Raw genomic sequence first — 12,434 nt, 5'->3', positions numbered from 1 at the left:
GCGGGTGAGGGGTTAGGGAATTCTCCGGATGAGGCCGTAACCCCTCACCCGGACCTGCGGTCCGACCTCTCCCTCTGGGAGAGGTGAAGAAGGCGAGGACCGGAAGAACGATCCTCGCCTTGCGTCCCGCCTTACTGCTTCGGCTTGAACCAGGTCGCGACGCCCGCATCCATGTCGGCGGCGAGCTTGTCCGGCGCGATCTTGCCTTCGATCATGTCGATGATCTCGGCCTGGAGGATCGAGGACGCCGTTGGCGTCTGCCAGCGGAAGCCGACCAGCGTCAGATAGGGCGTGGGCTTCGCCTGCATGTCGATCATCGACTTCAGCACCGGATCATTCGCCGTGGCACCCGAGCGGGCCGGCGGCCAGCCGAGATTGTCGGCGAAGAGCTGCGCGAATTCCGGCGAGGCGATGAACTGCAGCACCTTGACCGCGTCTTCCTTGTGCTCGCTGTCGGACACGAGGCCGTAGGAGCCGTCCGAGAAGGTCGAGACCGCGACCGGGCCGTCATCCTTGTCGGCCGGAAACGGGAAGATCGAGAACTTCAGGTCCGGGTTCTGTGCCTTGAACGAGCCATTTTCCCAGGCGCCGCCGAGGAACATCGCCGCCTTGCCGGAGATGAACTGCTGCGTGGCCGTCGTATAATCGACGCCGGCGAAGCCGTCGGAATAGAACGGCGCGAGGTCCTTGACGCGCTGCAGCGCCGCGACATAGCGCGGATCTGTGAACTTCGCCTTGCCGCTCATCATCTCGTCATAGAAGCCGCCGCCATAAACGGTCGGGCCGACAACGCCGACGCTGATCTCGAGCGCCCAGGCAGAACCATTGGCACCGCCGGCGGCGATCGGCAGCACGCCAGCCGCCTTGAGCTTGGTGCAGGCGGCGATGAATTCCTCATAGGTCTTCGGGACGGCGATGCCGTTCTTCTCGAAGATCTCGGTATTGTAGAAGACGCCCATCACCGGCGTCGAATAGGGCACGCCATAGAGCTTGCCATCATCGATCGAGCGCGAGCCGCCGAGCGCCGCCTCGCCGAATTCCTTGAGCTGCGGCACGCTCTCGTCGAGCGCCTCGAGATAGCCGCCCTGGATCAGCGGCTGCAATTCGCCATAGGCCTTGAGCTGGGCGATATCCGGCCCCTTGCCGCCGCGCAGCGCGGTCGACAGGCGGTTCTGGTAATCGGCATCCGGCGTGAACTGCAGCTTGACCGTGATGTCCGGGTTCTTCGCCGTGAAGGCGGCGAAGATCTTCTCCATCGCCGCCTGATCCTCGGTGCGCCAGCTCCACAGCGTCACTTCACCGGCGAGCGCGCTCGATGCACTCGCCGCCAGCAGGGCCGCCCCGAGGACGGCTTTGCGCAAAGACATTCCAACCTTCAGCATGTCATGTTCCCTCTGTTGACAGTGCTTATGTCGTTATAACGTCCTGACTACTTTATCCGGACAGGGCGCCCACGCAAGAGGCATTCGCGCCCTCCCCCGCCGAAATCGGCGCTATTGGCCTCCCATGCCCGAGGCGGTGACGGTGCGCACGAAGAAGCGCTGCAGGAAGACGAAGAGGATCAGCGGCGGCAGCACGGCCAGCGTCGCACCGGCCATGACGAGGTTGGTGTTGACCGCGGAGCGGTTGTAGGAGAGCAGCCGCGAGAGGCTGATCACGATCGGGTACTGGTCAGAATTGCCCTGCAGCACGGTGAGCGGCCACAGATAGCTGTTCCAGTGATAGACGAAGGCGAACAGCGCCAGCGCCGCCAGCGCGGGCGCGACGGCCGGCGCCACGATGGTGAAGACGATCCGCATCTCGGACGCGCCATCGAGCCGCGCCGCCTCCAGCAATTCGTCGGGCACGCCCGCCACGAACTGGCGCATCAGGAAGATGCCGAACGCATTGGCGAGATTGGGCAAGATGACGCCCGCAAGGCTCGCCGAGAGCCCGATCGAACCGATCATGCGGTAGAGCGGGATCAGCGTGACGATCGGCGGCAGGAACATGGTCGCGATGGTGATCGCGAACAGCGCATCGCGGCCGCGGAAGCGATATTTCGAGAAGGCGTAGCCGGCCATCAGCGAGGTGATCAGGATGCCGGTCGTCGTCACCCCGGCGATGATCGCCGAATTGACGAAGGAGCGGCCGGCATTGATCAGGTCCGTCACCTTGCCATAGGCGTCGAGCGACGGCGTCGCGGGGATCCAGACCGGCGGCGTCTGCATCGCCTCGGCCGGCGTCTTGAGGCTCGACAGCACCATCCAGGCGAGCGGGAAGGCGGCGGCGACCGCGATCGCGATCATCAGGGCATAGAGCAGCGCGCGGCCGAGCGGCGCGCCCTCGCCTGGGGCGTAGATATCGCGGGCGGCCATTATTTCGCTCCCCGTCCGGTCGGCTCGGAGCGCGCGAAGGCGAAGACCGCCGTCACGGTGATCACAAGCGCGAGGAGCAGCGTCACCGACATGGCCGAGCCGAGCCCGCCCTGGGCCCGTTCGATGCCGACGCGGCGGATATGATAGGTGAGCACATTGGTCGACCCGACCGGGCCGCCCTGCGTGATCAGCGCCACCGGCTCGAACACCTGCACCGCATTGATCAGCGCGATGACGGCAGAGAAGAGCAGCGTGCGCTTCAGGAGCGGCAGCGTGATGGAGGCGAAGAGGCGGAGCCCGCGCGCGCCGTCGATCCGCGCCGCGTCATAGACCGATTGCGGGATCTGCGTCAGGCCGGCGATGACGAGGATCGTGAAATAGCCGACCTGCTGCCAGACATTGAGCAGCACGATCGAAACGAGCGCCGTATCCGGCGAGGAGAGCCAGGGCTGGCGCGGCAGGCCGATGAGGGCGAGCATCTGGTTGATCGGGCCCTCGGTCGGCGAATAGAGCTTCGAGAACACCAGCGCAACCGCGATCATCGGCACCATATAGGTCGCGAACAGGATGGTCCGCAGCACCTCCGCGCCCTTGAGCCGTGCCTGATGCACCAGCAGGCCGAAGGCGACCGAGAGCGGCAGCAGCAGCGCGATCGACAGCGCGGAATAGAGCGCCGTGTTCGACAGCGCGCCCTTGAAGTCCCGCCCGACCGAGGAGGCCGAGAAGATCTCGGCGTAGTTGTCGAGGCCGATGAAGCTCGCCGTCGCGAACGGCGTCTGCGTCGACCATTTCGTGAACGAAAGGCCGATCGTCAGCGCGATCGGCACGAGGACGAAGACCGCGATCGGCCCGAGGCTCGGCACGAGCATGGTGACGATCGATCTGCGGAAGGCGGTCATGCGAAACGGCGTGCTCTTGGAAATGGGCAATCTTCACCTCTCCCTGAGGGAGAGGTCGGCGCGAAGCGCCGGGTGAGGGTTTACGGGCCATCCGGAAAAGCTCAGGCCCACCCGACTTCCTGCCCCTCCCCCCCCCTTGTGGGGGAGAGGGCAGATCGGAGCGCTTCATCAAAGGCGTTGCGATACCAATAGGATCATGCAGGTCAGTCTCGGAGACGCTAAGCCCCTTTCTTCCCCCTCTCCCGCTGGCGGGAGAGGGGGGGGGGTGAGGGGCTTTTCTTCGACAGAACAGGCAGCAAGGAATTCAAGCAAGACCCTCACCCCGACCCTCTCCCACTGGCGTGGGAGAGGGGGAAGGAAGTGTCAGCCCCCTTACTTCGCGGCCTTTTCGAGGATCGCGGCGGCGTCGGCCTGCGCGCCCTTCTGGGCGTCAGTGGCGGTTTCCTTGCCGAACTCCAGCGCCTCGATATGGCTCTGCAGCGACTCGGTAAATTCCTGCCCGCCGAGCACGGTCGGGAACGGCCGCGCCTCGTTGAGCACGTCGACATAGCCGGCGAGGAACGGCGTCTTCAGCCGGTCGGCGAAGGCCGCGACGTCGGAGCTGCGCGACGGCAGGATGCCCATGGACTGCAGCAAATCGCCCATGGCGGAGGCGCCCTTCTCGCCCGAGGTCGGGCCGTTCAGCCAGGCAAGGAAATCCCACGCCGCCTTCTTCTCCGCGTCTGAGGCGCCGTCCGAGACGACGGTCATCCAGGAATAGGAGATCGAATGCGGGCCATCGCCCTTGGGGCCGACGGGGATCGGCGCGGTGGCGATATCGGCGAACTTGTCGCCCATGCCCGCCTTAAGCGCCGATTCCCACCAGTTCGCCATGATGATCATGCCGGTCTTGCCGGAGACGAAATTGTCGAGGAACGGCCCGGTGGTGTTCGCGTCGGCCGTGCCCATCTCGGGCACCGAGGCGCCGGACTTCACCAGCTTCTCATAGAGCGCGAAGGTCTCGGCCGCGTTCTCGCTGTCGAGCGCCGGCTTGCCGTCCACGACGAGCGCGCCGCCATTCGAGGCCAGCAGCGAGGCGAAGGGGTGCACGACGCCCGCCGCCCAGGAATTGATCAGGCCGAAACCATGCTGGCCCTTGTCCTTGTTGGTCAGCTTCTCGGCCGCCGCGACGAACTCGTCCCAGGTCTTCGGCGCGTCCTTGATGCCGGCTTCCTCGAACAGCTTCTTGTTGTAATTCAGCGCGTAGACGTCGATCTCGTTCGGATAGCCATAGACCGAGCCGCCGACGCTCGCAGCGCTCGCGACGCCCTTCGGCCAGTTGGTCGAAACGTCCGAGGCATTGGCCTCCGGCGCGGCGTTGACCAGCTTGTCGCGCACCAGCTCCGGCAGCCAGAGGTCATAGATGCCGGTGATCGTCGGCCCGCCGGCCTGGCCGGCCTGCGAACGCAACGTGGTCAGAAGGTCGCCGAAGGGAACGGCGCGCACCTCGACCTTCACATCCGGATGGTCCTTGGAATAGGCCGCCGCCGCGGCCTCCAGCTTCGCCACCGTCTCCGGCGGCCAGTGCGTCAGGAACGAAACCGTGACATCCTCGGCAAAAGCCGCACCCACCGACAAAGCCGCGAGCGCCACGCCCAGAAACGCCCCCGCAAAAGGTCTGATCGTCATGAAGTCCCTCTTTCCCTGACACCAGCACCCCGTTTCTAGGGGCACGGCTCCTTATGACGTAGGGACGTTATAACGAGTTTGGGGATGGGGCAAGGGGACTCGGCTGTTTTAGGCCCAGGAAGTACCTTCGCCCGTGACTGTGCAAGAGAGAGATCAAATCGCATGAGGCGGGTTCCGCGCCCACTCAGAATCCTAGCTACTTCCGAGTTCGGCTGCTGAGGCCATGGATATCTACCGATCGACAATTGGACATTTCGATATTTCGTGATCTGGTCAGCCAGACGTACCGTCATGACTGGATTGAGAAGAGGGAGTGCGAGAATTGCGGTTCCTGGCCGATGGCCCCCCAATTCCAGATGACCTCCTTCTTGCCCGCGACCAGGGGCGCGTAATCTTCTTTTGCGGAGCTGGAGTATCGAGAGCGCGCGCGAATCTCCCTGATTTCTTTGGCTTGGCTCGTAAGGTCGTGTCTAAGCTTGGAGTTGATCAAGACAGCCCAGCCTACAAGCTTATCCAAGAAGCCCAAGAAATAGACCGACGCGTTGGTATTTCCGGTGTGATATCGGCCGACCGTATTTTCGGACTTCTGGAAAGAGACTTTGCCTCGCGCGACATTGAGGAGGCTGTTGCCTTCGCGCTGAAGCCGCCTCCAGAATGCGATCTGACCGCGCATAGGATCTTGCTAGATTTGGCAACCACGCCCGACGGCGCGGTTCAATTAGTTACAACGAACTTTGACAGATTGTTTAACGATTGTGGGAGCGACCTTCAGGCATGGCAACCGCCAAGGTTACCAGACCCTCTGCGCCCGAATGATATCAACGGAATTGTATACCTACATGGCCGAGCCACGCCGAATTATACAGGCGCGGAGGGCGACGGCTTTGTTCTCTCGAGTTCCGCATTTGGCCGAGCGTATTTGTCGGACGGATGGGCAACGACATTTATTCGAGAAATACTTAGCAAATATGTGGTCGCATTCATTGGTTATACGGCTGACGATCCTCCCGTGCAGTATCTCCTTGAAGCGCTGCGCAGGACCTCGGGGAGGCTTGAAAGCGCTTACGCCTTTCAGTCTGGTCACCACATCGATGCTGCTGCACGGTGGCGACACAAGGGTGTGGAAGCCATACCATATAGTCCAGACGATGAGCATGCTGCTCTATGGCAGTCCCTTGAGGCGTGGGCAGAACGTGCCCGTGATCCCGATGATTGGTATGCAAAGGGCATTGACGCATCCAAGAAGGGGCCTGCAGCAATTCAGCCGCATGAGCGAGGTCAAGTAGCGCATGTCGTTTCAACCTACGAAGGCGTGAAGAGGTTCTGCGTCGGGGAGGTTCTTCCCTCCGCTGAATGGCTTTGTGTGTTCGACAAATATCGTCGATTTGCAAAGGCGGGCAATTCAGGTTCGTTTGGTCGCAAAGGACCCTATGTTGATCCGTTCGAACTATACGGCCTCGATTCAGATATCCCGCCGACCAAATCTGACCCTGACGACTATTATGCCAAGCGCGAGGTGCCGTCCGATGCGTGGGACGCCTTCGAACTTAATCGTGTTGATCAAGCATCGATCCGCGATGGTAATCTTGCAACGCTTCGCGGATATTGGGCTAAAAATTCCCCACGTCTTGTCCCACGAATAGATCAACTGGGCGTATGGCTCGCAAGGGTCTGCGACCAGCCTGCCGCTGTGTGGTGGGCTGCTCACCAGATCTCACTTCATCAGAGCATTCAAGAACGCATCTCACGGGAGCTAGAACGAAACGATCGCCATATCAGTCAAGACATTCGTACCGATTGGCGGTCGCTTTTTGAGGTTTGGAATCACGTCAACGACGTCGACAGCGATTGGGATGCCTTGCAGACCGCCATTGAGGCAGACGGGTGGAGTAGTACTGTCGTACGACGATTTGGGGAAATACTTCGACCTAGCCTCTCTGCCGGACCAGATTTCTGGCATGGCCCAAAGCCGCCCGAACTCGGGAGCGATGACAAGCAGGGTCGTCGCTTGCTGCGGATGGACGTCAATTATCCTGAAACGCACGAAGCAGTCAGTGTTCCGAACGAGTGGTGTGCTACTGTCGTGAAAGTCCTACGACAAAATCTTGAGCTGGCCCTTGTACTCGAGCAAGAAATTGGTGGTTACGGCCTTAGCAATATAAGTCCACTATTTCCGGACGGCATCGAGGAGGCCGCATTTAATCGAACGCATGGGCTTTCCGCTGCGATTATTCGATTTTCGGAACTCTTTTCGCATCTAGTTGAAATAGATAAATCAGCCGCTAGGCGCGAATTTCAATCATGGTCTCCGGACGATGACACAATCTTCGCGCGACTGCGAATATGGGCGGCAGGGAATAGAAGTGTCGTACCCGATGATAATTTTGAGAAAATAATAGCCTCTTTGAGCTATTCCGCATTCTGGGACATCCATCACCAGAGGGATCTTTTGCTCGTCCTTGCGGGTAGATGGAAGAAGCTCAACGCCACCTCGCGTAGGTTACTGGAGAAGAAGCTGTTGCGCGGCCCTAAACGATGGCGCGGGGAGAAGGTAACGGCATTCGAAAGCAGGCGAGCTTCGTCAATTCTGAATCGAGTTCATTGGCTTCAGATATCTGGATGCAAGCTATCTGCCATCGCCCGTGGGCAAGCGAAGCTGCTCCGCGTTGTGGTGCCCAACTGGAAAGAGGATTACGGAGCGAAGGCGGCTGCTTCGTTGGAGGGTCGGACAGGATGGGTCAAGACCGACACCAGCTTTGAGGAACTGGTGGACACCCCCCTTTCGACGGTGCTGCTGCAAGCCAAGGAGCGTGGGGGTCGATCAGACGATTTTTTCATCAAGAACGATCCTTTTGCCGGTCTGGCCGCTCAACGCCCTGCGCGCGCTTTTGCAGCACTCACCTACGCAGCAAAGCAAGGCGACTTTCCAGAGTGGGCATGGACACGGTTCCTCAATTCAGAGTCACGGAAGAATGACAAGGAAAGACTGGTCTGGCTGATCGCCGAACGACTAGCTCGCTGTCCAAATGAGCGGCTTGCAAAGATCCTCAACCCTACGACCGATTGGCTTCGGGACGCCAGCTCGAAACTGAACATTGAATGCCTTCCTGTTTTCGACCGCGTTTTGAAGAAGTTGATCGGAATCCTTCGTGAATCGCCGAATGAGGGGCGCCGGAGCGTCGTGCGCGGCTCCAGGGAACGGGATTGGACTACGGAAGCAATCAATTCACCTACAGGAAAGATTTCAGAGGCCCTTTTTGGCGATCCCCGTAAGAATAATATGAATATTAACCAAGGACTTCCGCGCGAATGGCTTTCCAATGCTGAGGCCCTTCTGGCCCTTTCAGATGACCTTCGTAGATATTCTATGGTGATATTATTCCACGAACTCAACTGGTTTTTCGCTGTTGATCCGAAATGGACGGAGCAAAGGTTGTTGCCCTTGCTTCATGGTGACGACACGGATGACCGCGATGCGGCATGGGCGGGCTTCTTGTGGGGGGCGAAAACTCCAAATCGACGACTCTATATGAGGCTTAAAAATGACATGCTGGAGTTCGCCGCTAATCCTCTAACGTCGCACCGGTCTTACGGTGGACTTGTCGCAGGTATTATCTTGGCCGGGTGGGCAAGTGTTGACGATGCCACCGGGGAACGTTGCATTTCCAACGACTAGATGCGTCGTTTGCTCTTAGCGGTCGATGACGAATTTCGATCGCGGGTTCTGTGGCAGGCTCAAAGGTGGTCTGACGAAGCTAACGAGAATTCGCCTGAGCGATGGGATGGACAGCTCTCCGCGCTGCTTGAGATCTGGCCGCGGCAGCTATCAGCCAAATCGCCCAACACGTCAGCTCGCCTTTGCGAGTTGGCTTTCTCAAGCGGAGATCAATTTCCTACCGTAGCGGCGCTCGTCCTGCCGCTCATTGGAAGAATTGAACGTGACCATTTGATGATCGCAGCACTTCGTCGATCTGGAAAAAATATAGTGAACAGATATCCGGAGCAGGCGCTGGGACTTCTTCACGCAGTATTGCCAGATAGCGCGTTGGCATGGCCCTATGGGATCGACGAGATATTGGAGCAAATTGGGCGGGCTGACACCAGGCTGAATAGAGATGAAAGACTAACTTCCTTGAAGCGCCGATGGGACGCAAGATAGCGGCCGTTGTGGATCGAGCATCTTGATCTCGTAATGTCGAAAATGTCGATGAGGGAGCCGTAGCGCCCATTTACCTCCCTCTCCACCTTCCCCCAAATCTCCTCCACCGCGCCTCGTGGGTGATCAGTGCGTCACTCCAGTAGTCTGAGAGATGGGCGCATCGGCCGGGTAATCGCGGGAGGCTCCCGGGGGGGTCCGCTGACATCGGGGAGCCCGCCGTTCCCGCTGGCGGGAGGGCAGAGCCGTCCCCACACCGCCCCGCGCGAAGGAGCGGCTTCGCCGCTCCCTCGCCTCGCGGCCCCTTCAGGCGGCCTTGTTCTGCTGCCTTGCCGCCGCGCGGCGGGCGATCGAGGCGGCGAAGAGGGGGGTTTCGCGGCGGTTGTGGTCGCCGCCGGCGGCCTGGCGCGCGGCGGCCGCCTGTTCGAAGGTCTGGCCGTGCTCGGCGATGAAGCGCATGAAGGCGTCCGTCGGGTGCGAGGTGACGCGATTGGTGTAGCGCGTGCGTCCACCCTCGATCGCCTCGCCGATCAGCTCCCAGATGACGTTGACCTGCGTGCGCCCGGCCGGCGTGAACACGTCGGAGATCGAGTTCATCCGGCAATAGCTCGGCGTCACTTCCTCGGCGATATAGTGCTGGACGACGAGGCCGGTGCCGATCATCTCGACATTGATCGACATGCGGCGGCCGTCATCCGTCGTCGTCACACCGGCGGCGATGTGATCCGGCGGGCAGCAGCGCTGATATTCCGCCTCGGGCAGGCTGAACAGCCATTCGCCGATGTCGATGCTTGCGAGCGGGACGTCGATCTCCGCGGAAAAGGCGGCTTGCGAGAGGATCTTGTCGGTCAGGACCTGCATGATTTCTACCTTCGTTCGGCTGGCGACCCGGTGTGCGCCGCGCTCTTTGCCGGGCATCAAGGTGCCTGCCGGAAGGGGCCTCTCTCAATCATACGCAGCTCTTCGAAGGGCATACTTTCGGATGCCCCCTCTCGTCCCGCGGCATGGGGCGGGGTATGGCGCGGCGGTGCCCTACCCCTCCGCCGCGATCCGCGCCCACAGCTTCTCCACCGCCTCGCGGATGATCAGCGCGTCGCTCCAGCGGTCGGAGAGGTCCGCGCCGTCCGGGCCGGCGATGGCGTAGGGCTGGGGCCCGAGTTCGCAGACGAAGGAGAGGCTGTCATTCGCGCCGGCGCGCTTGCGCCACGAGCGGATGCCGTATTCCCACCAGCCGAGGAAAAGGTCGAACCACATCTTGTGATGCGGGAAGGAGACTTCGACCTGCACCTGTTCGCGGCTGGCGACGCGGCCGTGCAGCGCCCAGCAATTGTCGAGCACGCGGTGGATGTAGCCGTGGTTCGTCGCGTCCACCGGCGTCGCGAATTCCCGGCCGACGAGGAAATGCGAGAGATCGCCGAGCAGCTTCAGATTGGGGAAGGCGTCGAGCAGGTCGAGGACGAAGAAGAGGTCCGTCGTCATGCGGTCGCGATGCGTCTCGATATAGACCGGGAAATCCACCTCCTCGGCGAGGCGGGTCCAGCCTTCGATCAGCGGCATGCATTCTTTGAGCGTGCGCGGACGGACATCGGGCTGGATGTCGAGATGGTGCAGCCCGGTCTCGGTGCCGATCTCCAGCACGCTTTTCAAATCATCGACGGTCTTGGGGAAGCACTGGCCCTCGACGACGAGGCCGTGCGGCTTCAGGAAGGCGGCGATGCGGCGGGAGGTCTCGCGGTCGCGCCAGTCGGTCGAAACGCCGCCATAGCGCGCCTCGACGATCATCTCGAGGTTCATCTCGAGCGAGCGTTCGAGGCCGTCCGGCTGGCGGCGCTCCATCGCCCACAGCGATTGCATCACGACGAGCTTCTGCATGGCGTTCTTCCCTGGCGTTCCCTTTATGGTTGACGCCAGCATGGCACGGGGCGGCGGCCAGTTGCCAGAGCGCAGGCGGCTCAGCCCTTGGAATAGAGGCGGCGCACCAGCGCCGGCGTCGACAGGCCCTGGATCAGCACCGTGAACAGCACGACCGCGTAGCAGACCATGGCGAGCTCGTCGCGATAGGGCCCCTCCGGCAGGCCGAGCACGAGCGCGAGCGAGATGCCGCCGCGCAGGCCGGTCCAGGTGAGCACGGCGATGGCCGGGGCACGCCCGCCTTCCGGCCGCCGCGCCAGGAGCATGGGCAGCGCGATCGACGCGAAGCGCACGAACAGCGACATGAGGATGGCCGCGCCGACGAGGATCAGCGGCACCGCAGTGAAGCGGATCGCCAGCAGTTCGAAGCCCATGATCAGGAACAGCAGCGTGTTCACGAGGTCGTCGATGATCGACCAGAACGCCTTGAGCGGCGCGCCATGTCCGAGCGTCTCGATGCGCCGTCCGCCGGCATTGTAGAAGACGAGGCCGCAGACGACGACGGCGACGGGACCGGAGATTTCGAGCCAGGCCGCCAGGCGATAGGTCGCGAGGATCAGGCCGAGCGAGACGGTGACGACCAGCGCCGGCTCGACGATGCGGCGCACCGCGGCGGCGGCGACAAAGCCGGTGGCGGCGCCGAGCGCGATGGCGCCGAGGCTCGCCACGATCAGGTGCAGCGCGATCTCGCCATGCCCCGTCTCATGTTCGAGCCCCGTCGCGGCGGCGAGCGCGGCGAAGAACAGCACGACGGCCGCGCCATCATTGAAGAGGCTCTCGCCGGAGATCATGGCGCGGAGGCTCTCGGGCATCTTCACCCGGTGCAGAAGCTGCTCCACCGCGACGGCGTCGGTGGGCGCGAGGATCGCGCCGAGCACGAAGCACCAGGCCAGCGGCACGGGCACGCCCGCGAGCGCGAACAGCTTGAACATGCCGAAGCCGAACAACAGCATCGCGATGACGACGCTCATGGTCGAGAACAGCACGATCGGCACGAGATGCCGGCGCAGCGCGACCAGATCGACCTGCAGGCTGGCGGCGAAGAGCAGCAGCGCCAACACGCCGTCGAGCAGCACGTCCGGCAGGTCGGAATGGACGAGGCGCATGCGCGTCCGATGCTGCAGATCGAGCGACAGGACGTCGGACGCGAACAGAATGCCGAGCGAAACGATGATCGCGCCGATGAGAAGCGCGATCGGGCGCGGCAAGCCGAACCAGCGCTCATTGGCGACACCGATGACTGCCGCCAACACGAAGAGCAGCGCCGCTACGTCAAAACTCGAAAGCAAAGGTCGACCCCGAATCGCCGCCCCGCGCGGCCGCAAGACAATGGCATCGCCGGGCCGATGGGCAAGGCCCGCGGCGGAAGCGCGGTGCGGATGGGCTGAAATGAGCGCCGCTCCCGGCGGATTGTCGTCGCCGCGGTACGAACCGTTCATAGAG

General features: G+C 62.0%; 8 protein-coding genes. 1 reads left to right on the top strand and 7 read right to left on the bottom strand.

The window, feature by feature from the left end:
* Positions 1-131: 131 nt before the first annotated feature.
* The 4 genes from GGR25_RS06160 to GGR25_RS06145 all read right to left on the bottom strand — a co-directional run bounded on the left by GGR25_RS06160 (position 132) and on the right by GGR25_RS06145 (position 4,924).
* Positions 132-1,367: an extracellular solute-binding protein gene (locus tag GGR25_RS06160; protein WP_183398605.1), complete on the bottom strand. Its 1,236-nt coding sequence runs from the start codon at positions 1,365-1,367 to the stop codon at positions 132-134.
* A 126-nt stretch (positions 1,368-1,493) separates the two neighbouring features.
* The gene (locus tag GGR25_RS06155; protein WP_183397888.1) at positions 1,494-2,357 is read right to left on the bottom strand and encodes a carbohydrate ABC transporter permease; all 864 of its coding nucleotides are present in this window, start codon (positions 2,355-2,357) and stop codon (positions 1,494-1,496) included.
* Positions 2,357-3,286 carry a carbohydrate ABC transporter permease gene (locus tag GGR25_RS06150; RefSeq protein ID WP_343067983.1) on the bottom strand — a complete coding sequence of 310 codons (930 nt, stop codon included), beginning with the start codon at positions 3,284-3,286 and terminating at the stop codon, positions 2,357-2,359. Before GGR25_RS06150 ends, GGR25_RS06155 begins: the two co-directional genes overlap by 1 nt.
* Before the next feature lie 342 nt (positions 3,287-3,628).
* On the bottom strand, positions 3,629-4,924 hold the full coding sequence (locus GGR25_RS06145) for an ABC transporter substrate-binding protein (RefSeq protein ID WP_183397887.1): 1,296 nt from the start codon (positions 4,922-4,924) through the stop codon (positions 3,629-3,631).
* 322 nt (positions 4,925-5,246) lie between these two features.
* On the opposite strand from GGR25_RS06145, the gene GGR25_RS06140 reads away from it, so the two are divergent.
* A complete protein-coding gene (locus tag GGR25_RS06140) occupies positions 5,247-8,600 on the top strand; it encodes an SIR2 family protein (protein ID WP_183397886.1) in 3,354 nt (1,117 codons plus the stop codon).
* Positions 8,601-9,386: 786 nt separating this feature from the next.
* Here GGR25_RS06140 and GGR25_RS06135 read toward each other — a convergent pair.
* From GGR25_RS06135 to GGR25_RS06125, 3 genes are all read right to left on the bottom strand, one after another.
* Positions 9,387-9,941: a hypothetical protein gene (locus tag GGR25_RS06135; protein WP_183397885.1), complete on the bottom strand. Its 555-nt coding sequence runs from the start codon at positions 9,939-9,941 to the stop codon at positions 9,387-9,389.
* Positions 9,942-10,112: 171 nt separating this feature from the next.
* Positions 10,113-10,952, bottom strand: a complete 840-nt coding sequence (locus GGR25_RS06130; protein ID WP_183397884.1) for a sugar phosphate isomerase/epimerase — start codon at positions 10,950-10,952, stop codon at positions 10,113-10,115.
* Between the two features lie 80 nt (positions 10,953-11,032).
* Positions 11,033-12,280 carry a cation:proton antiporter gene (locus tag GGR25_RS06125; protein ID WP_183397883.1) on the bottom strand — a complete coding sequence of 416 codons (1,248 nt, stop codon included), beginning with the start codon at positions 12,278-12,280 and terminating at the stop codon, positions 11,033-11,035.
* Positions 12,281-12,434 lie beyond the last annotated feature (154 nt).

It is taken from the genome of Kaistia hirudinis (assembly GCF_014196455.1).
GTDB lineage: Bacteria > Pseudomonadota > Alphaproteobacteria > Rhizobiales > Kaistiaceae > Kaistia > Kaistia hirudinis.
Note: the sequence above shows the minus strand (reverse complement) of the source record. Positions and strands in the feature narration are given on the sequence as shown.

Excerpts from the sequence above, each read along its gene's own strand:
- GGR25_RS06155 (WP_183397888.1), bottom strand. The coding sequence starts at position 2,357 with ATGGCCGCCCGCGATATCTACGCCCCAGGCGAGGGCGCGCCGCTCGGC.
- GGR25_RS06160 (WP_183398605.1), bottom strand. The coding sequence starts at position 1,367 with ATGTCTTTGCGCAAAGCCGTCCTCGGGGCGGCCCTGCTGGCGGCGAGT.
- GGR25_RS06145 (WP_183397887.1), bottom strand. The coding sequence starts at position 4,924 with ATGACGATCAGACCTTTTGCGGGGGCGTTTCTGGGCGTGGCGCTCGCG.
- GGR25_RS06130 (WP_183397884.1), bottom strand. The coding sequence starts at position 10,952 with ATGCAGAAGCTCGTCGTGATGCAATCGCTGTGGGCGATGGAGCGCCGC.
- GGR25_RS06135 (WP_183397885.1), bottom strand. The coding sequence starts at position 9,941 with ATGCAGGTCCTGACCGACAAGATCCTCTCGCAAGCCGCCTTTTCCGCG.